Below are 19,275 nucleotides of genomic sequence, written 5' to 3'. Positions count from 1 at the left end.
GTGAGTAATCACGCTGTGTGCGTTTTACACCTTGCTCCATCTGACTCTCCGGAAATTCGGGATGGGAGGTGTAAACCTTATTCAGGACGGGACAGAAAAACAAAAAAGGCCCCGAGGGGCCTTTTTCGTGTCCGGGCGCTATCAGCGCTCCAGGTCTGCAATCTTGCCGGTCTTGCCGTCCCACTCTTCAGCGTCGGGCAGGGCGTCTTTGCGCTCGGTGATGTTAGGCCAGATTTCCGCCAGTTCGGCGTTCAGCTCGATGAAGTTCTCCATGCCCGCAGGCACTTCGTCTTCCGAGAAGATGGCTTGCGCTGGGCACTCCGGCTCGCACAGAGCGCAGTCGATGCACTCGTCCGGGTGGATGACCAGGAAGTTCGGGCCTTCGTAGAAGCAGTCCACCGGACAGACTTCCACGCAGTCGGTGTATTTGCATTTGATGCAGTTGTCGGTGACGACGAAGGTCATTTCTAGTTCTCTCCTCAGGCGACGGCGGCGGCCCTTCCTCTCAGGGCCGCGCGGTTTACGGGTATGTGGCTGCAGGCCAGGCTAATAACCTGCAGCACCAGCAAACCGCGGCGGATTCTACCAGCTTGTAGTGGGCGCCGTTATAACAGGTTCTTTAGTTGATATAGCATTTCGATAGCTTGACGCGGGGTCATGTCGTCCAGCTGTAGCTTGCCCAGCTTCTCGATGGCCGGGTGTGGCAGGCTGGCGAACAGGTCGCTCTGGTGCGGCACCTGTGGTGCGTCCTTGGCCTTTTGGGCCGGCGTTTGTTCATGCGGCAGGCTGGTGGTTTCCAGGCGCCCCAGGTGTTCCCGGGCCCGCTGGATGACGGCTGTCGGCACACCGGCCAGTTGCGCTACGGCCAGGCCGTAGCTCTGGCTGGCAGGGCCAGGCAGCACATGGTGCAGGAACACGATGCGCTCATTGTGCTCGGTGGCGTTCAGGTGCACGTTGGCCACCAGCGGCTCGCTCTCCGGCAGTACGGTAAGCTCGAAATAGTGCGTGGCGAACAGCGTGTAGGCGCGCAGCTGGGCCAGGCGCTCGGCGGCGGCCCAGGCCAGCGACAGGCCATCGAAGGTGCTGGTGCCGCGGCCCACTTCGTCCATCAGCACCAGGCTGCGGTCGGTGGCATTGTGCAGGATGTTGGCGGTTTCGCTCATCTCGACCATGAAGGTCGAGCGTCCGCCGGCCAGGTCGTCGCTGGAGCCGATGCGGGTGAAGATGCGGTCGACCAGCGACAGCTCGCAGCTGGCCGCCGGCACGAAGCTGCCGATGTGCGCCAGCAGCACGATCAGGGCGGTCTGGCGCATGTAGGTGGACTTACCGCCCATGTTCGGGCCGGTGATGATCAGCATGCGCGTGCTGTTGTCCAGGCCCAGGTCGTTGGCCACGAACGGCGTGGTCAACACCTGCTCCACTACCGGGTGGCGGCCCTGCTCGATGCGCAGGCACGGCTCGTCGACGAAGCGCGGGCAGTTCAGGTCGAGGTTCAGCGCACGTTCGGCCAGGTTGCTGAGCACGTCCAGTTCGGCCAGGGCGGCGGCACTGTCTTGCAGCGGTGCCAGGTGGCTGATCAGGGTTTCCAGCAGGGCGTCGTAGAGCATCTTCTCGCGGGCCAGGGCGCGGCTCTTGGCCGACAGTGCCTTGTCCTCGAACGCTTTCAGCTCCGGGGTGATGAAACGCTCGGCGCCTTTCAGGGGCTGGCGGCGGATGTAGTCGCCCGGGGCTTGCTCGGCCTGCTTGGTTGGCAGTTCGATGAAGTAGCCGTGCACGCGGTTGTAGCCGACCTTGAGGTTGGCCAGGCCGGTGCGGGCTTTTTCCCGGGCCTCGAGGTCGATCAGGAACTGGCCGGCGTTTTCGCTGATCGCCAGCAGGTCGTCCAGTTCATTGTCATAGCCAGCCTTGAGCACGCCGCCGTCGCGGATCACCGCTGGCGGGTTGTCGATGATCGCCCGTTCCAGCAGGCTGGCCAGCTCCGGATAAGTGCCGGTAATGGCGGCCAGGCGCGCCAGGTGCGGCGCTTCCAGCTCGCTCATGGCGTTCTGCAGCTCGGGCAGCGCGCCCAACGCATCGCGCAGGCGTGCCAGGTCGCGCGGGCGGGCATTGCGCAGGCCGATACGGGCGAGAATACGCTCGATGTCGCCAATTTCCTTGAGCTGCGGCTGCAGCTTCTCGAAGCGATAGCTGTCGAGCAGGCAGCGGATCGAGTCCTGGCGTGCCTGCAGCACCTTCAGGTCGCGCAGCGGGCGGTTCAGCCAGCGGCTCAGCAGGCGGCTGGCCATGGCGGTCTGGCAGCGGTCGACGACCGACTGCAGGGTGTTGTCACGGCCACCCGCCAGGTTGATGTCCAGCTCCAGGTTGCGGCGGCTGGCGCCATCGAGGATGACGGTGTCGTCCAGGCGTTCATGGCGCAGGCTACGCAGGTGTGGCAGGGCGGTGCGCTGGGTTTCCTTGGCATAGGTCAACAGGCAGCCGGCGGCGCCGATGGCCAGGGTCAGCTTGTCGCAGCCAAAACCCTTGAGGTCCTTGGTCGCAAACTGCTGGCACAGGGCCTTGCGCGCCGAGTCGCGGTCGAAGTCCCACGGCGCACGACGGCGGGCACCAGGGCGTTTTTCGGCGGGCAGGTCGCGCGGCCAGTCGTCGGGGATCAACAGCTCGACCGGGTTGAGGCGCTCGAGCTCGGCCAGCAGGTTTTCCCAGCCCTTGATTTCCTGCACGCTGAAGTTGCCGCTGGTGATGTCCAGCACGGCCAGGCCGAACAGGCGCTCGTCACCGAGCAGCGCGGCAATCAGGTTATCGCGGCGCTCGTCGAGCAGGGCCTCGTCACTGACCGTGCCTGGGGTGATGATGCGCACCACCTGGCGCTCCACCGGGCCCTTGCTGGTGGCCGGGTCGCCAATCTGCTCGCAGATCACCACCGATTCGCCGAGCTTGACCAGTTTGGCCAGGTAGCCTTCCAGCGAATGGAACGGAATCCCGCACATGGGGATGGACTGGCCGGCCGACTGACCGCGCGCGGTCAGGGTGATATCCAGCAGTTTCGCGGCTTTCTTCGCATCTTCGTAGAAGATCTCGTAGAAATCGCCCATGCGATAGAACATCAGTTGGTCCGGGTGCTGGTTCTTCAGCTTCCAGTACTGTTGCATCATGGGGGTGTGTGCGGAGAGATCAGACATTCAGGGCCTTACAGCGGGTGATCTGGTTGGCGATGGTAAACCGGTAATGGTACAGGCTTTTTTGTTGTGATGCAGGCGGTTGCGCTGGGGGTTTCGGGGGTAGGGCTTGAGTTTTTCATCGCCTTTGAGATCGAGCGCCGCCCGCGCGGCGCTTCGCAGCACAAGGCTGCTCCTACATCTGTTTCGGGCCAGTTATTCCTGAAGCAGCGGCGCGCGGCCCCTTGGTGTTCACCTCGTTATCGTGTCGGACAAGCAAGGCGATCGCGCGCATTGGTACAGGCGTTACTGGCCCGAAACAGATGTAGGAGCAGCCTTGTGCTGCGAAGCGCCGCGCGGGCGGCGCTCGATCTCATGGGCAATAAAAAAGCCAAGGCGAACACCCGTCGGCCCCGCGCGCCGCTAAATGCCCATCCCCCACCCCCAAAATGCTAGGGTATGGGCCAGCCCTCAAGGAGCCCCGACATGGACCCGATCACCACGCTCGCCACCCGCCTGGGTGAACACCTGCGCCGCTTCAATGCACAGGTGACCACCGCCGAATCGTGCACCGGCGGCGGTATTGCCGAAGCCATAACCCGTATACCTGGCAGCTCGGCGTGGTTCGAGGCCGGTTACGTGACCTACTCCAATGCCCAGAAAACCCGCCAGCTGGGGGTGCCCGAGGCGTTGTTCGGCCAGGTGGGGGCGGTCAGCCAGGAAGTGGTCGAAGCCATGGTCCGCGGCGCCCAGGCCGCCAGCGGTGCGCGCTTTGCCGTGGCGGTAAGTGGCGTGGCCGGGCCGGACGGCGGTTCGCCGGCCAAGCCAGTGGGTACCGTGTGGCTGGCCTGGGGTGACGGCAGCCATGTATTCAGCGAGCGCCGCCAGTTCGACGGTGACCGCGAGGCGGTGCGCCGACAAACGGTGATCGCCGCGTTAGACGGCTTGTTACAGCTTGGTGCCGAGTAAATCGACGACAGGGGTTTGCGCGGACGCCGGCCTGTGGAATAATACTGGCTACTTATACAGGTATTCCGGCCGTCAGGGCCAAGTCGAACACGTGAGGATTTCAATGGACGACAACAAGAAGCGCGCCTTGGCTGCGGCCCTGGGTCAGATCGAACGCCAATTCGGTAAAGGCGCGGTCATGCGCATGGGTGACCAGGAGCGTCAAGGTATTCCGGCCATCTCCACCGGCTCCCTGGGCCTGGACATCGCCCTGGGCATTGGCGGCTTGCCAAAAGGCCGTATCGTCGAGATCTACGGCCCGGAATCGTCGGGTAAGACCACGCTGACCCTGTCGGTCATCGCCGAAGCCCAGAAAAACGGTGCCACCTGCGCCTTCGTCGACGCCGAACACGCCCTCGACCCTGAATACGCCGGCAAGCTGGGCGTCAACGTCGACGACCTGCTGGTTTCGCAGCCGGACACCGGCGAACAGGCCCTGGAAATCACCGACATGCTGGTGCGTTCCAACGCGGTTGACGTGATCATCGTCGACTCCGTGGCCGCCCTGGTGCCGAAGGCCGAAATCGAAGGCGAAATGGGTGACATGCACGTGGGCCTGCAGGCTCGCCTGATGTCCCAGGCGCTGCGCAAGATCACCGGTAACATCAAGAACGCCAACTGCCTGGTCATCTTCATCAACCAGATCCGTATGAAAATCGGCGTGATGTTCGGCAGCCCGGAAACCACCACCGGTGGTAACGCCCTGAAGTTCTACGCCTCGGTGCGTCTGGACATCCGCCGCACCGGTGCGGTCAAGGAAGGCGACGAGGTGGTCGGCAGCGAAACCCGCGTCAAGATCGTCAAGAACAAGGTCTCGCCTCCGTTCCGTCAGGCCGAGTTCCAGATCCTCTACGGCAAGGGTATCTACCGTAACGGCGAGATCATTGACCTGGGTGTATCCCAAGGCCTGGTCGAGAAATCCGGTGCCTGGTACGCCTACCAGGGCAACAAGATTGGTCAAGGTAAAGCCAACGCTGCCAAGTACCTGGCTGAGAACCCGGCTATTGGCGCCGAGATCGAGAAGCAGATTCGTGAAAAGCTGCTGAAAGCCGGTGCTGTTGCTGAAGCCGGCAAGGCGGCTGCTGCTGAAGCCGACGCCGACGACATGGCCGACGCTGACGCCGGTTATTGATTGCGCGGTAGATAGCCGAATATGTCCGCCGTACTCGACACCCCCGTCGCCATCCGGCGGACAGCCATGGACCTGCTCGCGCGACGTGAGCACGGTCGCGTCGAGCTGACGCGCAAGTTGCGTCAGCGCGGCGCTTCGGATGAGCTGATCGAGCCTGAACTCGATCGGCTTGCCGAAGAAGGGCTGCTGAGTGAAGCCCGCTACCTCGAAAGTTTCATCAGATACCGTTCCGGCTCCGGCTATGGCCCTGCGCGAATTCGCGAAGAGCTGGGCCAGCGTGGTTTGGCGCGTGCGGATATCGACGAGGCCTTGCGCGAGAGCGAGGTGGATTGGGGCGAGCGTATGCATGATGTATGGCAGCGCAAGTTTGCCGGCCAGCGTCCTCACGATCCCCGCAGCCGTGCCCAGCAGACCCGGTTCCTGGCTTACCGCGGCTTCCCCATGGACATGATCGGCCGCCTGCTCAGTGGGCGAGATCTCGACGATTACTGACCATTTGCTGAAGGCCTGGCGCGCTCCATGTAGGAGCGGCTTTAGCCGCGAACACCGGCAAAGCCGGTGCCATCCTCCGCGCTGGATCCTTCGCGGGCAAGCCCGCTTCTAAACGTAATGCGCAAGCTTCGGGCTCACTCGCCTTGTGTCGCGAAGCGGCCCCAAAACAGGCGACACGCTATCAACTGACCTTCAACGCCTCCCTGGCCCGTTGCGTGGTATGCATGGGCTGCGGCTTGGCCCAGTTCTCCGACAGGTTGATGAAGTCGACCAATTCACGCAAGCGGCCTTGGTCCCGGCCATTGAAGGCGAATGACAAGCGGGTCAGGTGGCTGTAATTGCCTACCTCATGCTCGGCGCTGCTGTCCGGCTGCTGGTGGTACTTGCCACTCAGGCGCAAGTCGGCAAAACCTTCCTGGATGTCATACAGCGCCGCCTCGCTGAGCGGGTGATGCATGCGGATCACGAACTGGTTCTTCAGCCAGCGGCTGGAGTGATAGTTGCTGTAGAACTGGTTGATTTCCTCTACGGCCTCGTCGGCGCTGTGTACCAGGCGCAGCAGCTTCAGGTCGCTGGGCAGGATGTAGCGGTTCTCTTCCAACTGGCGACTGATGAAGTCCAGGCAGTCGCGCCAGAAGCTGCCGCCGGGCGAGTCCAGCAGCACCACCGGTACCAGGGGGCTCTTGCCGGTCTGGATCAGGGTCAGCACTTCCAATGCTTCATCCAGCGTACCGAAACCACCCGGGCACAGTACCAAGGCATCGGCTTCCTTGACGAAGAACAACTTGCGGATGAAGAAGAAGTGGAACGGCAGCAGCTTGTCGGTGCCGCCGACCGTGGGGTTGGCGTGTTGTTCGAAGGGCAGGGTGATGTTGAAACCCAGGCTATGCTCGCTGCCGGCGCCTTCGTGGGCGGCGGCCATGATGCCGCCGCCGGCACCGGTAATGACCATCAGGTCGGAGCGTGCCAGGGTTGCCCCCAGTTCACGGGCCAGGGCGTACATCGGGTGTTCCAGTGGGGTGCGTGCAGAGCCGAACACAGTGACCTTGCGCCGGCCTTTGTAGCGTTGCAGGGTACGGAACGATTGGTCTAGCTCGCGCAGGGCCTGCAGGGTGATCTTAGCGCTCCAGCGTTCGGTGTCATCATGGGCCATGCGCAGGATAGTCAGCATCATGTCGCGGTACAGCGGCAAGTTGGGGCTGTTCGGTGCTACCAGTTGCAGTTGTGCGTCTATGTTGCTCAGGTCGATGTTGTTGTCGCGGAAGTGGCTGAACAGCAGTTCACTCGAATGGTAAGGCATGCAACGTCTCCTTCTGCACCAATACCTCTGACCTCAATCTAGACCCTGGCGCACGATCGTGCCGGGGCATTGATTGCCGCCGCCCGTCGGCATATGGCCAATGGCGACGTGAGTTTGGTTAACTGGGAATGCGAAACGTGTCGATGCAGGAGGTGGCGGTATGCATCGCTTGACCATCGAGGTGGACCGGCAGCTCTATCAGCAGCTGGAAAATGCGGCCCAGGTGCATCACCTGAGCCTGGAGGCCGAGTGCCGTCGCAGGTTGTCGGGGCTGGAGTGCCAGTCGCCCTACTTGCAGGCGTTGCTGGCGGAGATGCGTGCCGAAGCCGCCGAAGGGCACTGGCACGCCCGTGAAGACGAGAAGGTTTAGCTGGGTAGCTACTTCTTCTTGTTACCGGCCAGGCAGCTGGCATTGTCGAAGGCCTGGTCCATGATCGGCTGGTTGGTCTTGTAGACCGTGAAGCGGTAGACCATAACCGCGCCCTTGGACATCAGGTTGCGGAAACCGCTGTTGCGACAGACGCTGTCACCCAGTTGGCTGCGCACCTGCGCGGGGTTGGCCTGCATGCGCTCAGCGTGGCTCTGGCGCACGCTCAGGTGGTTGACCAGCGCCTTGCCCTCTACGGTGTAACCCTGGTCGAGGATGTCCTCGTTGATGGCGCGTGGGGTGCCGACGCTGCTCTCCTTGGCGACTTTTTCCAGCATCTTGTTCAGGTCGTAATCCTGCTTGGAAGCCGCCTGGGCTGCCAGGGGCAGGGCGAGCAACAGGCTCAGGGCGGGGACGATAAGGCGCAGCATGAATCTCTCCTGGTTCGATGACTGGCGCTTTGACATGCGCAGGTCGACAGTGTTCCGTGGCAGCCTCGCAGTGGCTGTAATTTGGGCCGCAGGGCGGTTCATCGCCGGCAAGCCGGCTCCCACAGGGGCACGCTAAAACCCGATTATAAGGACCGCCTTGCCACCTGCACAGCAATTGCCCCCCGTTCTGGTAGACTGGCCCCTTGTTTTCTCCGAGTCATCCCTGTGCCCATTTCCAACCTGTCCAGAGGCCTGCCGGCATGAGCCATGCGGTAGCGCGCCTGCGCGCCGAACGCCTGGCGCGCAGCATCAAGCCTTTTATCGCCCGTGGCTCGCGTGCCGAGCGTTGCCCGGACTGTCGGGTCATCGCCACCCACTGCCTGTGTGCCTGGAAACCCCGGGTGCCAGCCGAGTGTGGCGTGTGCCTGCTGATGCATGACACCGAGCCATTGAAGCCCACCAACACCGGCTGGCTGATTGCCGACCTGATCGAAGACACCTCTGCCTTCGGCTGGCTGCGCACTTCGGTCGACGAACGCTTGCTGGCCCTGCTGGAAGACCCACAGTGGCAGCCTTACATCGTCTTCCCTGGCGAGTTCGTTGCCCAGGAGCGAGTGGTCAACGAGGTGGTGCGCGAGCCTGGCAAACGCCCGCTGTTCATCCTGCTGGATGCCACCTGGACCGAGGCGCGCAAGATGTTCCGCAAAAGCCCGTACTTGGACCGCTTCCCGGTGCTGAGCCTGGAAGCCGAACAGATGTCGCGCTACCGCCTGCGCCGCTCCAAGCGTGATGATCACTTCTGCACGGCGGAAGTCGCAGCCATGTGCCTGGACCTGGCCGGCGATACCCAGGCCTCGCAGGCGCTGGATGCCTACCTGGATGTGTTCAGCCTGCATTACCTGAGCGGCAAGCGGCGTCTGCCGCTGGACGAACAGGACGACACGCACCAGCGTTTGCATACCTTCCTATAGTCCAAGGGGCACAACCCCTGCTTTGGTTCATAATGACGGGGCTGGCAGCCAGGGTGGGCGAGACGGCAGGGCGATTGGCTTGACCACCCTTGACCGTGCTCGGCATCCTTGGCGCCGATTCCCCGCCGGGCGCTTCCCTTACCCCCGAGTGCCTGGCATAGAACAGGATCCTTAGATCGATGGCCACTTACGAAATCCTGATTGCCGATGACCACCCACTGTTCCGTGGCGCACTGCGCCAGGCCGTTACCCTCGGCCTGGGCCCGGATGTCCGCCTGGTCGAAGTCGCAAGCATTGCCGAACTGGAAACCCGCCTGAGCGAAAAAGCCGACTGGGACCTGGTGTTGCTGGACCTGAACATGCCGGGTGCCTACGGTTTTTCCGGGCTGGTGCTGCTGCGCGGGCAATACCCGCAGATCCCCGTGGTGATGGTTTCGGCGCAGGAAGAGGCCGCCGTGGTGGTCAAGTCCCGCGAATTTGGAGCCAGTGGCTTCATCCCTAAGTCCAGCCCCCTGGAAGTGATCCAGGATGCCGTGCGCAAGGTGCTCGACGGCGAGGTCTGGTGGCCGCCACAGGCGTTCGAAAAGGTCGATGTCTCGGCTGAGGCCAAGGCCGCCAGCGAAGGCCTGGCCAGCCTCACGCCGCAGCAGTTCCGTGTGCTGACCATGGTCTGCGAAGGCCTGCTGAACAAGCAGATCGCCTATGAGCTGAGCGTGTCGGAAGCGACCATCAAGGCCCACGTTACCGCGATCTTCCGCAAGCTGGGTGTGCGCACCCGTACCCAGGCCGCGCTATTGCTGCAACAACTTGAATCGGTTGCCAGCAACTGACTGCGCGTGGCTTCACGCTTTTTTGACCCGGGCCGGTCTAGTCTGCTGGCCTTTCTATTGTGAAGTGACTCACATGACATCGCCATTCAAGGGCCAGACTGGCCTCAAACGCATCTTCAACGCCGCCGGCTACTCGCTGGATGGCCTGCGCGCCGCCTTCAAGGGCGAAGCGGCGTTCCGCCAGCTGGTGCTGCTCAATGTGCTGCTGATTCCGACCGCCTTCTGGCTACCGGTCAGCCGTGCCGAGCGGGCAATCATGATTGCCGTGTGCCTGCTGGGGCTGATCGTCGAGTTGTTCAACTCGGCAGTGGAAGCGGCCATCGACCGCATTTCGCTGGAGCGCCACCCGTTGTCGAAAAACGCCAAGGACATGGGCAGCGCCGCGCAACTGGTGGCACTGACCATGGTCGCGCTGGTATGGGGCGTGATCCTGCTTTAAGCGATAGGCGGCAACACGATCTCGTCACTGCGGGTAAAGCCCGCAGTGAAATTACGGCATAGCTCAAGAAACTCGCGCATGGCCGAGGTCTGGTACTTCTGTTTGTGCCAGATGAAGTAGAACTGGCGCATCAGGTCCAACTCCGCGGTTTCCACCGGCACCAGGCTGCCACGGCGGAAGGCATCACGCAGGGCCAGGCGTGAAATGCAGCCGATGCCCAGGCCCGATTCCACCGCGCGCTTGATCGCTTCGGTGTGCTCCAGCTCCAGGCGAATGTTGAGGTTGGTGCGGTGGTGGCGCATGGCCTGGTCGAAGGTCAGGCGCGTGCCCGAGCCTTGCTCACGCAGAATCCACGCTTCTTGCGACAGGCTTTCGATATCGGCACGGCCCAGCTTGGCCAGCGGATGCTGCGGGGCGCAGAACACCACCAGTTCGTCTTCGACCCAGGGCTGCACTTCCAGGTCTGGGTGGTTGCAGTCGCCCTCGATTAGACCCAGATCAATTTCGTAGTGTGCGACCTGTTGCACGATATGCGCAGTGTTCTGTACATGCAGCTTTACCTGGCTTTCCGGGTGGGTCTGCATGAAGCTGCCGATCAGCAGCGTGGCCAGGTAGTTGCCAATGGTCAGCGTGGCGCCGACTGCCAGCGAGCCGAAACCGGACTTGCCGTTGAGCAGGTCTTCGATTTCCTTGGCCTGGTCGAGCAGGGCTACTGCTTGCGGCAACAGTTGATGGCCCAAGGCATTGAGCGCCAGGCGCTTGCCGGCACGGTCGAACAGTTGGCAGCTCGATTGCCGCTCCAGTTCGGTGATGGAGGTGCTGGCGGCCGACTGCGACAATGCCAGCAGGCTAGCGGCCCGCGAGACACTCTGGTGCTGGGCTACGGCGACGAAGACTTGCAGCTGACGAAGTGTAAATCGCATATCGATATAACCGATAACACATATCTTGATAATCCAGTTAACAGATATTGTCGCTGCCCCTAAACTATCGCGCAACTGTGCGTGTTGCACGCGCTGCGTTTTTCTTCAGGAGCCCCATCGATGAGCAACATGAACCACGAACGTGTCCTCAGTGTGCACCACTGGAACGACACCCTGTTCAGCTTCAAGTGCACCCGCGACCCGGGCCTGCGCTTCGAGAACGGTCAGTTCGTGATGATCGGCCTGCAGCAGGAAAGCGGCCGTCCGCTCATGCGTGCCTATTCCATCGCTTCGCCAAACTGGGAAGAGCACCTGGAGTTCTTCAGCATCAAGGTGCCGGACGGCCCGCTGACCTCGCAGCTGCAACACCTGAAAGAAGGCGATGAGATCATCATCAGCAAGAAGCCTACCGGTACCCTGGTACTTGACGACCTGAACCCGGGCAAGCACCTGTACCTGCTGAGCACCGGTACTGGCCTGGCACCGTTCATGAGCGTCATCCAGGACCCGGAAACCTACGAGCGCTTCGAAAAAGTGATCCTGGTGCACGGTGTACGCTACGTGAACGAAGTGGCTTACCGCGAGTTCATCACCGAGCACCTGCCGCAGAACGAGTTCTTCGGTGAGTCGGTTCGCGACAAGCTGATCTACTACCCGACCGTGACCCGTGAGCCGTTCGAGAACCAGGGCCGCCTGACCGACCTGATGCGCAGCGGCAAGCTGTTCAGCGACATCGGCCTGCCACCGATCAACCCGCAGGACGACCGCGCGATGATCTGCGGTAGCCCGAGCATGCTCGACGAGACCAGCGAAGTGCTGGACAGCTTCGGCCTGAAAGTTTCCGCCCGCATGCGCGAGCCGGGTGACTACCTGATCGAGCGTGCCTTCGTCGAGAAGTAAGCGCAGGCTGGCATGAAGAAGGCGACCCTTGGGTCGCCTTTCTTGTGTCTGTGATTCTTGCATTGCCTGCACCGGCCCTTTCGCGGGTAAACCCGCTCCTACATGAATATCATTGACCTCAGGCTCTGTGATGCCTTTGTAGGAGCGGGTTTACCCGCGAAAGGGCCGGAACAGGAAAACCCGGTCTATTCAACCCGCGTCTTGCCGCTGTACACCAATATCTCCCGGCAGCGCTTGCACAGGTAACGCCGCCCCTGGCGCACCAGCTTGTGCCGCTGCGCGGTAAACGGGAAATCACTCTGCGGGCACGGGCAGCGGTAGATGTAGCGGGTTACCACGCGCCGTTGCACTTCGTAGTTGTGGCAACGATTGGGTGCAAGGTCGTACACCCCGCGCATGATCAACTGCCACTCCTCGCCGTGGGCCTGAATGCCGTCGCCAAACAACTGGTGGGCGACCAGGTGCGCCACCTCATGAGCCACGGTCTGGCGCAAGAAGTCTTCTTGGTTTTCGAGATACAGCTGCGGGTTGAAGCGGAGCTTGTTTTCGTGAAGATGGGCGACACCCGCTTTTTGCCCGCGTAACCGGAAGCTCACTTCGGGGCGTGGGAAGGTGCGCTTGAAAAACGTTTCGGCTTGCTGGTAACAGGTTTCGACGCGTTGTCTGAGCAGCTCGGGCATGGCGGGGTAGTTCTCCTGACCGGGCATTATGCCGCAAGCCTGGGTGGCCTGACGAGCCACCGGTCAGCGCACAGCCAGAGGCCGCCTTGCGGCGGCCCCTGGTTGATGCCCCAGTGTTGGTTGAATATTTTTTAGTTGGTGTAGACGGGCCCCACGCCCAGTCCCCAGATAATCACCGTGGCGGCCATGATCGCCACCAGTACCACAAGGCCCACCGCCAGCACCGAGCTGGAGAACAGGAAGCCTTCATCGGACGGTATGTTCATGAACGTCGGCAAGCCGACATACAACAGGTACACGGTGTAGCAGATGGCGGCGGTGCCAATCAGCATGCCCAACCACAGGTGCGGGTACAGCGCCGCCAGGCCGCCGATGAACAGCGGGGTGGCGGTATAGGTGGCAAAGGCGATGCACTGTGCCATGGACGGGTTGGCATCGTAGGTGCGGGCCATCCAGTGGATGAACGCACCCATCACCGCCACCCCGGCGAGCATGGCCAGGTATGACATGATGCTCATCCAGATGGCGCTTTCCATGGTGAGCATCACGGCCGGTCGGTCGCCGATCACCCAGCCAACCTGAGTGGTACCGATGAACGCGGAAATGGCAGGGATCGCCGCCAGGATCAAGGTGTGTGTCAGGTACATGTGGCTGATGGTTTCTTCTTCGCCACGAATCTCCCGCCATTCCTGGTCGGGATGGGTAAACAGCCCCACAACGTGATGAATCATGCCGGTCACTCCTCTCAATGTTGCCAAACGCCCCCCAGATGGAGCGCAATCGGCCCGAGGCCCGAACACCGAAGCAAGCGGTAATGTGGCCTTATGTCGCAGTATAGGAAGCCGTTACCCGCATAAACCGTGCTTTTTAGAGCAAATTGCGCTTTCAGCCGTGCTGTTGATTACATTGAAGTCTTTATCGGAATGCCTACAGCGCTGCTGCGTTTGTGCGTAAAATAGCCGGCTTTTGTCACACCTCGCGGATCCAAGCGCTATGGGCACCCTCTCGGTCAACCAGAACAAACTGCAAAAACGCCTGCGTCGTCTCGCTGGCGAAGCCATCACCGACTTCAACATGATCGAGGATGGCGACAAGGTCATGGTCTGCCTGTCCGGCGGCAAGGACAGCTACACCATGCTCGACGTTCTGTTGCACCTGCAGAAGGTGGCACCGATCAAGTTCGAGATCGTCGCGGTGAACATGGACCAGAAGCAGCCGGGCTTCCCCGAGCATGTGCTGCCGGCCTACCTCAAGGAGCTGGGCGTCGAGTACCACATCGTCGAGAAGGATACCTACTCGGTGGTCAAGGAGCTGGTGCCCGAGGGCAAGACCACCTGCTCGCTGTGCTCGCGCCTGCGCCGTGGCACCCTGTACACCTTCGCCGACGAAATCGGCGCGACCAAGATGGCGTTGGGGCACCACCGCGATGACATCGTCGAAACCTTCTTCCTCAACATGTTCTTCAACGGTGCGCTCAAGGGCATGCCACCGAAGCTGCGCGCCGATGATGGCCGCAACGTGGTGATCCGCCCGTTGGCCTACTGCAGCGAGAAGGACATCCAGGCCTACTCGGACATGAAGGAATTCCCGATCATCCCGTGCAACCTGTGTGGCTCGCAGGAGAACCTGCAGCGCCAAGTGGTCAAGGACATGCTGGTGGAGTGGGAGCGCAAGCACCCGGGCCGTACCGAAAGCATCTTCCGCGCCCTGCAGAACGTGGCTCCGTCGCAGCTGGCCGACCGTAACCTGTTCGACTTCACCAGCCTGAAGATCGACGAGACCGCCACCCCGCGCTTCCTCGACGTTTTGAATATCTGAGCCCATGCGCGATTACCAGTGGCTGCATGAGTACTGCCTGAACCGCTTTGGCTCGGCCCAGGCGCTGGAGGCCTTCCTGCCGCAGCCGCGCACGCCGGCGCAACTGCGCGATATCAGCGATGACCGCTACCTGTCGACCTTGGCCCTGCGCGTGTTCCGCGCCGGGCTCAAGCACAGCCTGGTGGATGCCAAGTGGCCGGTGTTCGAGCAGGTATTCTTCGGCTTCGACCCGGAAAAGGTGGTGCTGATGGGCGCTGAGCACCTGGAGCGGCTGATGCACGACGAGCGCATCATTCGCCACCTGGGCAAGCTCAAGAGCGTACCGCGCAATGGGCAGATGGTGCTGGATATCGCGAAAGCGCACGGCAGCTTCGGCGCGTTCATCGCCGACTGGCCGGTGACCGATATCGTTGGGTTGTGGAAGTACCTGGCCAAGCACGGCAACCAGCTGGGCGGGTTGTCGGCGCCGCGCTTCTTGCGCATGGTCGGCAAGGACACGTTCATTCCTACCGATGACATGGCCGCGGCGTTGATTGCGCAGAAGGTGATCGACAAGCAGCCGACCAGCCAGCGGGACCTGGCGTTGGTGCAGCAGGCGTTCAACCAGTGGCATGCCGAGAGCGGGCGGCCGCTGTGCCAGTTGTCGGTGATGCTGGCGCATACCGTCAACCATTGAGATTTTGGGGCTGCAGAGCAGCCCCCGAACTCAACTGCCTTCGCCTGCCATGCGCCGCTCATGCTGGAACTTCCAGCGCACATACAACAGCCCCGCAATGAACAACCCCAGGCTGACCAGAACTTCAACCCAGCCAAACACCGCCCGCGCCGGGTCGAACGCTGCCAGCACGCCCTTGATGAAATAGATATTCACCACGAAGCAGGTCCAGGCATGCGCCCGGGCGCTACCTATCAGCATGCCCGGCAGCAACAGCAGCAGCGGCACCAGTTCGATTGCCAGGATCACCTCGACCCGCGCCCCGTGCAGGTTGGCGAACCACAGGTTGTTCACCACCAGCAGGGCGATCAGGCCAAAAAAGAATGCCAGGCTCAGCGCCCGCGTCAGCCGCAGGCGCGGTGCCAGCCATTCCAGCGGCGGCAACACCTTGGGCTTTTTAGCCACGCGCGGCCTCCAGGGCCTTGGCCGTGGTCGCCAGGCGTTGGCCAAGGGCGCGGCACAGGGCAATCTCGTGCTGATCAAGCTCACGCTTGCCATCGGCACCGGCATGATGGCTTGCGCCGTAAGGCGTGCCGCCGCCACGGGTCTCCAGCAAAGCCGATTCGCTGTACGGCAGGCCCATCACCAGCATGCCGTGGTGCATCAGCGGCAGCATCATCGACAGCAGGGTGGTTTCCTGGCCGCCGTGCAGGCTGGCGGTGGAGGTGAACACGCCAGCCGGCTTGCCGACCAGCTCACCGCCCAGCCACAGGCTGCTGGTGCCATCGAGGAAGTACTTGAGTGGTGCCGCCATGTTGCCGAAGCGGGTCGGGCTGCCCAGCACCAGGCCGGCACAATGGCGCAGGTCGTCCAGGGTGGCGTACAGCGCGCCACTGGCCGGGATGTCCGGGGCCACCGCTTCGCACTCGGTGGAAATGGCCGGCACCGTGCGCAGGCGCGCCTCCATGCCGGCCAGCTCGATGCCGCGGGCGATGTGCCGGGCCATCTCGCTGGTCGAACCATGGCGGCTGTAGTACAGCACCAAGATGTAGGGCGCGCTCACGGCAGGATCTCCAGCACTTTCTCTGGCGGGCGGCCGACCACGGCCTTGTCACCTGCGACCAGGATCGGCCGTTCGATCAGCTTGGGGTGCTGGGCCATGGCCTCGATCAGTTGCGCATCAGTCAGCGCAGGGTCGGCCAGGTTCAGCGCCTTGTATTCGTCCTCGCCAGTACGCAGCAGCTGGCGTGGGGCGATGCCCAGCTTGCCGAGCAGGGCCTTGAGGGTGGCAGCGTCGGGCGGGGTTTCGAGGTAGCGCACGATGGTCGGCGCCAGGCCGCGGGCTTCGAGCAGTTCCAGCGCGCCGCGGGATTTCGAGCAGCGCGGGTTATGATAAAGCGTCAAGTCAGTCATGTCGGGTCGCATCCAGCAGGGTGTGGCGGCTATTCTAACCAAAGCGACTGACCCATTTGCTTGAAAACTCGAGAAGGATTGACCCATGGCAAGGCGTCTGGCAGCAGTACTGGCCATCACCGCGAGCTTGTTGCTCGGTGGTTGCGGTGCCGATTATGGCGTGGACCAACACGGTAAGACGGTTAAAGCCGAACAGATCGAAGGGCACTGGCTGGTGCTCAACTACTGGGCCGAATGGTGCGGGCCGTGCCGCACCGAAATCCCTGAACTGAACGCGGCGGCCAAACAGTGGGCTGCCGACGGCATCAAAGTGGTGGGGGTGAACTTCGATGGTTTGCAGGGGCAGGACCTGAAGCAGGCTGCTGAAACCCTGGGCATCGGTTTCACCGTACTGGCCCAGGACCCGGCCGAGCGCTACGACCTGCCGCGCAGCGAGGCGCTGCCGGTGACCTACATCATCGATGACAAGGGCAAGGTGCGTGAGCAACTGATGGGCGAGCAGACGCTGGAAGGGTTACAGGCCAAGATCAAGGCCCTGAAAGGCGCCTGATGTATTTTGGGGCTGCTCCGCAGCCCATCGCGACACAAGGCCGCTCCTACAGGTAATCGCGTACCCCTGTAGGAGCGGCCTTGTGTCGCGATGGGCCGCAAAGCGGCCCCGGCATTCTTCAGCCTTCCTCAGGCCAGAAGCGCAGCGGCTTGCCTTCGGTCGGCCAGAAGCGCATTTGCTCCACCGGCGACACATCCCAGCGCTGCACCGTTTCCAGTGCCTGCAAGAAGCGCTTTTCCTGCTCCATCAACGCCGGCGCGCACAGCTTGCGGGTCTTGCCGACCTTGCCGAAGCTCAGGTGCTTGCCGTCCAGCGTGTACGGCGCAAACCAGTGGTTGCAGCCGGCGTTGCCGTAGGCACGGCCGTCGCTGGCCAGGGTCAGGGTCAGGTGGCTGTAGTCGATCAGCGGGCGTTCGCCAATCCACTCCAGCACGTAGCTGCGCTCTTGCTGCAGCTTGGAAGGTTCTGCGGCGCAGCCGAGCAGGCCGGTGGCAATAAGCGCGCCGGTCAGCAGATTTTTCACTCGGCGCTCTCCTGGCAACGCGGGCACAGGTGTTTCTCGCCACGGCTGGCCCAGCCCAGTTCGGCGATACGCGCGCTGGCGGCGGGCTGGCGGGCTTTTTTGCCCAGCTTGGCGTCCACGGCAAATTCAAAGTCCAGCACGGCATCGCAGCTGTCGCACTCGACCTGCCAGGTGAGGATTTCCAGCTCGTTGAACACCGGGCCGCTGGCCACGGCAACCCACTGACCGCGCGGGTTGATCAGGTGGCGCACGCTCTCCACGGTCAGGCGCATGGACAAGTCCTTGCTGCCCTTGAGGGTAACCAGCAGGGTGTCGCCTTTGTGCATCGAGCCGCCGTTGCCGGTGACCTGGTAGCGGCCCGGCACCAGGGCGCGGCACTCGATCAGGGTGTGTTGCGGGTTGAAAAGGGTGTAGCGGAAATCGTGCTCGACCATGGGTCCTCCAGAAATGCCGCGTATCCTAGCACTAACCTGAGACCTGATTCTGCGGATTGCCTGCCGCCCAGCGGTTGATGTTGTCCAGCGTGGTCGCGGCAATGGCATCCAGCGCTTCGCGGGTGAGGAAGGCCTGGTGGGCGGTGATGATCACGTTGGGGAACGTCAGCAGGCGCGCCAGCACGTCGTCCTGCAGCGGCAGGTCGGAGCGGTCCTCGAAGAACAGCTGGGCTTCCTCTTCGTAGACGTCCAGGCCCAGGTAGCCGAGCTGGCCGCTTTTCAGTGCGTCGATCAGTGCCGGGGTGTCGACCAATGCGCCACGGCCTGTGTTGATCAACATGGCGCCGGGCTGCAACTGGGCCAGGCTTTGTGCATTGATCAGGTGCCGGGTGTGTTCGGTCAGCGGGCAGTGCAGGCTGATGATGCGGGCTTCGCGCAGCAGCTCGGGCAATGTCAGGTAGCGGGCGCCAAGTGCCAGCAGCTCGGGGTTGGGGTAAGGGTCGTAGGCCAGCAGCTGGCAACCGAAACCGGCCATGATGCGGGCGAAGGCGGCGCCGATCTGGCCGGTGCCGACCACGCCGACGGTTTTGCCGTGCAGGTCGAAGCCGGTTAGCCCGTGCAGGGTGAAGTCGCCTTCGCGGGTGCGGTTGTAGGCCCTGTGCAGGCGCCGGTTGAGGGCCAGGATCAGCGTCACGGCGTGCTCGGCCACGGCATGCGGCGAGTAGGCCGGCACGCGCACCACGGCCAGGCCGAGGCGCTGGGCGGCGGCCAGGTCGACGTGGTTGTAGCCGGCCGAGCGCAGCGCGATCAGGCGCGTGCCGCCAGCGGCCAGGCGCTGCAGTACCTGGGCGTCGAGTTCGTCATTGATGAAGGCGCAGACCACATCGAAGCCATCGGCCAGGGCGGCGGTGTCGAGGGTCAGGCGGGCGGGTTGGAAATGCAGCTCCAGGGCGGTGCCGCTGGCGGCCTGGGTGAAGCTTTCCTGGTCGTAGTGCTGGCTGCTGAACAACAGGGCGCGCATGGTGGGCTTCCTTTGTGGGGCATGGCTTGGGTTGGTTAGTGGCTGTGAGATCGAGCGCCGCAGGTGTTCACCGGAACATTTTCAGCGCCTGCGAGATCGAGCGCCGCAGGTGTTCACCGGAACATTTTCAGCGCCTGCGAGATCGAGCGCCGCCCGCGCGGCGCTTCGCGGCTAAAGCCGCTCCTACATTTGTTTCGGGCCAGTCCATCCTGTCCCAGGCGCGCGCGACCGCC

24 protein-coding genes are annotated in these 19,275 nt (G+C 62.7%); 11 read left to right on the top strand and 13 right to left on the bottom strand.

What is annotated here, in order from left to right; genetic code table 11:
- Nucleotides 1-141: 141 nt before the first annotated feature.
- Together fdxA and mutS are read right to left on the bottom strand one after the other, a co-directional pair.
- Nucleotides 142-465 (bottom strand): ferredoxin FdxA, encoded by a 324-nt coding sequence (gene fdxA / locus ACIP1G_RS30830; RefSeq protein WP_004375459.1) that lies wholly within the window; start codon nt 463-465, stop codon nt 142-144.
- Nucleotides 466-605: 140 nt separating this feature from the next.
- Entirely contained in the window at nt 606-3,179 is a 2,574-nt protein-coding gene (gene mutS, locus ACIP1G_RS30825; RefSeq protein ID WP_400744106.1) for a DNA mismatch repair protein MutS, read from the bottom strand.
- Between the two features lie 462 nt (nt 3,180-3,641).
- Between mutS and ACIP1G_RS30820 the strand changes: the two genes are divergently transcribed.
- From ACIP1G_RS30820 to recX, 3 genes are all read left to right on the top strand, one after another.
- On the top strand, nt 3,642-4,124 hold the full coding sequence (locus ACIP1G_RS30820) for a CinA family protein (RefSeq protein ID WP_400744103.1): 483 nt from the start codon (nt 3,642-3,644) through the stop codon (nt 4,122-4,124).
- A 103-nt stretch (nt 4,125-4,227) separates the two neighbouring features.
- The gene (gene recA / locus ACIP1G_RS30815; protein WP_400744101.1) at nt 4,228-5,295 is read left to right on the top strand and encodes a recombinase RecA; all 1,068 of its coding nucleotides are present in this window, start codon (nt 4,228-4,230) and stop codon (nt 5,293-5,295) included.
- A 21-nt stretch (nt 5,296-5,316) separates the two neighbouring features.
- Entirely contained in the window at nt 5,317-5,787 is a 471-nt protein-coding gene (recX, locus tag ACIP1G_RS30810; protein ID WP_400744098.1) for a recombination regulator RecX, read from the top strand.
- Between the two features lie 181 nt (nt 5,788-5,968).
- Here recX and ACIP1G_RS30805 read toward each other — a convergent pair whose 3' ends face one another.
- Nucleotides 5,969-7,087 (bottom strand): LOG family protein, encoded by a 1,119-nt coding sequence (locus ACIP1G_RS30805; RefSeq protein WP_400744095.1) that lies wholly within the window; start codon nt 7,085-7,087, stop codon nt 5,969-5,971.
- Nucleotides 7,088-7,247: 160 nt separating this feature from the next.
- On the opposite strand from ACIP1G_RS30805, the gene ACIP1G_RS30800 reads away from it, so the two are divergent.
- Nucleotides 7,248-7,457 carry a hypothetical protein gene (locus tag ACIP1G_RS30800; protein WP_400744092.1) on the top strand — a complete coding sequence of 70 codons (210 nt, stop codon included), beginning with the start codon at nt 7,248-7,250 and terminating at the stop codon, nt 7,455-7,457.
- An 8-nt stretch (nt 7,458-7,465) separates the two neighbouring features.
- Here the strand turns inward: ACIP1G_RS30800 and ACIP1G_RS30795 are convergent, their stop codons facing one another.
- Nucleotides 7,466-7,885 carry a quorum-sensing-regulated virulence factor family protein gene (locus tag ACIP1G_RS30795; RefSeq protein ID WP_400744089.1) on the bottom strand — a complete coding sequence of 140 codons (420 nt, stop codon included), beginning with the start codon at nt 7,883-7,885 and terminating at the stop codon, nt 7,466-7,468.
- Between the two features lie 260 nt (nt 7,886-8,145).
- Between ACIP1G_RS30795 and ACIP1G_RS30790 the strand changes: the two genes are divergently transcribed.
- The 3 genes from ACIP1G_RS30790 to ACIP1G_RS30780 all read left to right on the top strand — a co-directional run bounded on the left by ACIP1G_RS30790 (nt 8,146) and on the right by ACIP1G_RS30780 (nt 10,125).
- Nucleotides 8,146-8,856: a tRNA-uridine aminocarboxypropyltransferase gene (locus tag ACIP1G_RS30790; protein ID WP_400744088.1), complete on the top strand. Its 711-nt coding sequence runs from the start codon at nt 8,146-8,148 to the stop codon at nt 8,854-8,856.
- A gap of 179 nt (nt 8,857-9,035) precedes the next feature.
- Nucleotides 9,036-9,686, top strand: a complete 651-nt coding sequence (gene erdR, locus ACIP1G_RS30785; RefSeq protein WP_012270921.1) for a response regulator transcription factor ErdR — start codon at nt 9,036-9,038, stop codon at nt 9,684-9,686.
- A 73-nt stretch (nt 9,687-9,759) separates the two neighbouring features.
- Entirely contained in the window at nt 9,760-10,125 is a 366-nt protein-coding gene (locus ACIP1G_RS30780) for a diacylglycerol kinase (protein ID WP_346643203.1), read from the top strand.
- On the opposite strand, the gene finR is transcribed toward ACIP1G_RS30780, so the two are convergent.
- Nucleotides 10,122-11,048 (bottom strand): LysR family transcriptional regulator FinR, encoded by a 927-nt coding sequence (gene finR / locus ACIP1G_RS30775; protein WP_400744085.1) that lies wholly within the window; start codon nt 11,046-11,048, stop codon nt 10,122-10,124. The two genes, ACIP1G_RS30780 and finR, sit on opposite strands and share 4 nt — an antisense overlap.
- 120 nt (nt 11,049-11,168) lie before the next feature.
- On the opposite strand from finR, the gene fpr reads away from it, so the two are divergent.
- A complete protein-coding gene (gene fpr, locus ACIP1G_RS30770; RefSeq protein WP_016501130.1) occupies nt 11,169-11,948 on the top strand; it encodes a ferredoxin-NADP reductase in 780 nt (259 codons plus the stop codon).
- A gap of 185 nt (nt 11,949-12,133) precedes the next feature.
- Here fpr and ACIP1G_RS30765 read toward each other — a convergent pair whose 3' ends face one another.
- A complete protein-coding gene (locus ACIP1G_RS30765) occupies nt 12,134-12,628 on the bottom strand; it encodes a SprT family zinc-dependent metalloprotease (protein WP_400744083.1) in 495 nt (164 codons plus the stop codon).
- A 131-nt stretch (nt 12,629-12,759) separates the two neighbouring features.
- A complete protein-coding gene (locus ACIP1G_RS30760; RefSeq protein WP_012270925.1) occupies nt 12,760-13,359 on the bottom strand; it encodes a Yip1 family protein in 600 nt (199 codons plus the stop codon).
- A 262-nt stretch (nt 13,360-13,621) separates the two neighbouring features.
- Here ACIP1G_RS30760 and ttcA point away from each other — a divergent pair, with 262 nt between their 5' ends.
- The gene (gene ttcA, locus ACIP1G_RS30755) at nt 13,622-14,446 is read left to right on the top strand and encodes a tRNA 2-thiocytidine(32) synthetase TtcA (RefSeq protein ID WP_400744080.1); all 825 of its coding nucleotides are present in this window, start codon (nt 13,622-13,624) and stop codon (nt 14,444-14,446) included.
- A 4-nt stretch (nt 14,447-14,450) separates the two neighbouring features.
- The gene (locus ACIP1G_RS30750) at nt 14,451-15,122 is read left to right on the top strand and encodes a DNA-3-methyladenine glycosylase I (protein WP_400744078.1); all 672 of its coding nucleotides are present in this window, start codon (nt 14,451-14,453) and stop codon (nt 15,120-15,122) included.
- 30 nt (nt 15,123-15,152) lie between these two features.
- On the opposite strand, the gene ACIP1G_RS30745 is transcribed toward ACIP1G_RS30750, so the two are convergent.
- The 3 genes from ACIP1G_RS30745 to arsC are packed head-to-tail and all read right to left on the bottom strand — an operon-like array spanning nt 15,153 to nt 16,514.
- Nucleotides 15,153-15,566, bottom strand: a complete 414-nt coding sequence (locus tag ACIP1G_RS30745) for a DUF2069 domain-containing protein (RefSeq protein WP_400744075.1) — start codon at nt 15,564-15,566, stop codon at nt 15,153-15,155.
- Nucleotides 15,559-16,164 carry an NAD(P)H:quinone oxidoreductase gene (wrbA, locus tag ACIP1G_RS30740; protein WP_016501124.1) on the bottom strand — a complete coding sequence of 202 codons (606 nt, stop codon included), beginning with the start codon at nt 16,162-16,164 and terminating at the stop codon, nt 15,559-15,561. Before wrbA ends, ACIP1G_RS30745 begins: the two co-directional genes overlap by 8 nt.
- Nucleotides 16,161-16,514, bottom strand: coding sequence for an arsenate reductase (glutaredoxin) (gene arsC / locus ACIP1G_RS30735; protein WP_041166405.1), 354 nt, complete (start codon nt 16,512-16,514; stop codon nt 16,161-16,163). The genes wrbA and arsC overlap by 4 nt, the downstream gene beginning before the upstream one ends.
- Before the next feature lie 85 nt (nt 16,515-16,599).
- Here arsC and ACIP1G_RS30730 point away from each other — a divergent pair, with 85 nt between their 5' ends.
- On the top strand, nt 16,600-17,064 hold the full coding sequence (locus ACIP1G_RS30730; protein ID WP_400744072.1) for a TlpA disulfide reductase family protein: 465 nt from the start codon (nt 16,600-16,602) through the stop codon (nt 17,062-17,064).
- A 118-nt stretch (nt 17,065-17,182) separates the two neighbouring features.
- On the opposite strand, the gene ACIP1G_RS30725 is transcribed toward ACIP1G_RS30730, so the two are convergent.
- Genes ACIP1G_RS30725 through ACIP1G_RS30715 form a run of 3 tightly spaced genes read right to left on the bottom strand, consistent with a single transcriptional unit; the run spans nt 17,183 to nt 19,042 of the window.
- Nucleotides 17,183-17,587 carry an META domain-containing protein gene (locus ACIP1G_RS30725; RefSeq protein ID WP_400744069.1) on the bottom strand — a complete coding sequence of 135 codons (405 nt, stop codon included), beginning with the start codon at nt 17,585-17,587 and terminating at the stop codon, nt 17,183-17,185.
- Nucleotides 17,584-18,021, bottom strand: coding sequence for a hypothetical protein (locus tag ACIP1G_RS30720; protein ID WP_336331762.1), 438 nt, complete (start codon nt 18,019-18,021; stop codon nt 17,584-17,586). The genes ACIP1G_RS30725 and ACIP1G_RS30720 overlap by 4 nt, the downstream gene beginning before the upstream one ends.
- 31 nt (nt 18,022-18,052) lie before the next feature.
- The gene (locus tag ACIP1G_RS30715) at nt 18,053-19,042 is read right to left on the bottom strand and encodes a 2-hydroxyacid dehydrogenase (protein WP_400744067.1); all 990 of its coding nucleotides are present in this window, start codon (nt 19,040-19,042) and stop codon (nt 18,053-18,055) included.
- Between the last annotated feature and the right edge of the window lie 233 nt (nt 19,043-19,275).

Origin of the sequence: Pseudomonas sp. NPDC089392 (genome assembly GCF_044749595.1) — a bacterium.
Lineage (GTDB): Bacteria > Pseudomonadota > Gammaproteobacteria > Pseudomonadales > Pseudomonadaceae > Aquipseudomonas.
The sequence above is the reverse complement of the archived record's forward strand: the minus strand, read 5'-3'. Positions and strand labels throughout refer to the sequence as shown.

Coding starts and splice junctions, on each gene's coding strand:
- fdxA (WP_004375459.1), bottom strand. CDS start 465: ATGACCTTCGTCGTCACCGACAACTGCATCAAATGCAAATACACCGAC.
- mutS (WP_400744106.1), bottom strand. CDS start 3,179: ATGTCTGATCTCTCCGCACACACCCCCATGATGCAACAGTACTGGAAG.
- ACIP1G_RS30820 (WP_400744103.1), top strand. CDS start 3,642: ATGGACCCGATCACCACGCTCGCCACCCGCCTGGGTGAACACCTGCGC.
- recA (WP_400744101.1), top strand. CDS start 4,228: ATGGACGACAACAAGAAGCGCGCCTTGGCTGCGGCCCTGGGTCAGATC.
- recX (WP_400744098.1), top strand. CDS start 5,317: ATGTCCGCCGTACTCGACACCCCCGTCGCCATCCGGCGGACAGCCATG.
- ACIP1G_RS30805 (WP_400744095.1), bottom strand. CDS start 7,087: ATGCCTTACCATTCGAGTGAACTGCTGTTCAGCCACTTCCGCGACAAC.
- ACIP1G_RS30800 (WP_400744092.1), top strand. CDS start 7,248: ATGCATCGCTTGACCATCGAGGTGGACCGGCAGCTCTATCAGCAGCTG.
- ACIP1G_RS30795 (WP_400744089.1), bottom strand. CDS start 7,885: ATGCTGCGCCTTATCGTCCCCGCCCTGAGCCTGTTGCTCGCCCTGCCC.
- ACIP1G_RS30790 (WP_400744088.1), top strand. CDS start 8,146: ATGAGCCATGCGGTAGCGCGCCTGCGCGCCGAACGCCTGGCGCGCAGC.
- erdR (WP_012270921.1), top strand. CDS start 9,036: ATGGCCACTTACGAAATCCTGATTGCCGATGACCACCCACTGTTCCGT.
- ACIP1G_RS30780 (WP_346643203.1), top strand. CDS start 9,760: ATGACATCGCCATTCAAGGGCCAGACTGGCCTCAAACGCATCTTCAAC.
- finR (WP_400744085.1), bottom strand. CDS start 11,048: ATGCGATTTACACTTCGTCAGCTGCAAGTCTTCGTCGCCGTAGCCCAG.
- fpr (WP_016501130.1), top strand. CDS start 11,169: ATGAGCAACATGAACCACGAACGTGTCCTCAGTGTGCACCACTGGAAC.
- ACIP1G_RS30765 (WP_400744083.1), bottom strand. CDS start 12,628: ATGCCCGAGCTGCTCAGACAACGCGTCGAAACCTGTTACCAGCAAGCC.
- ACIP1G_RS30760 (WP_012270925.1), bottom strand. CDS start 13,359: ATGATTCATCACGTTGTGGGGCTGTTTACCCATCCCGACCAGGAATGG.
- ttcA (WP_400744080.1), top strand. CDS start 13,622: ATGGGCACCCTCTCGGTCAACCAGAACAAACTGCAAAAACGCCTGCGT.
- ACIP1G_RS30750 (WP_400744078.1), top strand. CDS start 14,451: ATGCGCGATTACCAGTGGCTGCATGAGTACTGCCTGAACCGCTTTGGC.
- arsC (WP_041166405.1), bottom strand. CDS start 16,514: ATGACTGACTTGACGCTTTATCATAACCCGCGCTGCTCGAAATCCCGC.
- ACIP1G_RS30730 (WP_400744072.1), top strand. CDS start 16,600: ATGGCAAGGCGTCTGGCAGCAGTACTGGCCATCACCGCGAGCTTGTTG.
- ACIP1G_RS30720 (WP_336331762.1), bottom strand. CDS start 18,021: ATGGTCGAGCACGATTTCCGCTACACCCTTTTCAACCCGCAACACACC.
- ACIP1G_RS30715 (WP_400744067.1), bottom strand. CDS start 19,042: ATGCGCGCCCTGTTGTTCAGCAGCCAGCACTACGACCAGGAAAGCTTC.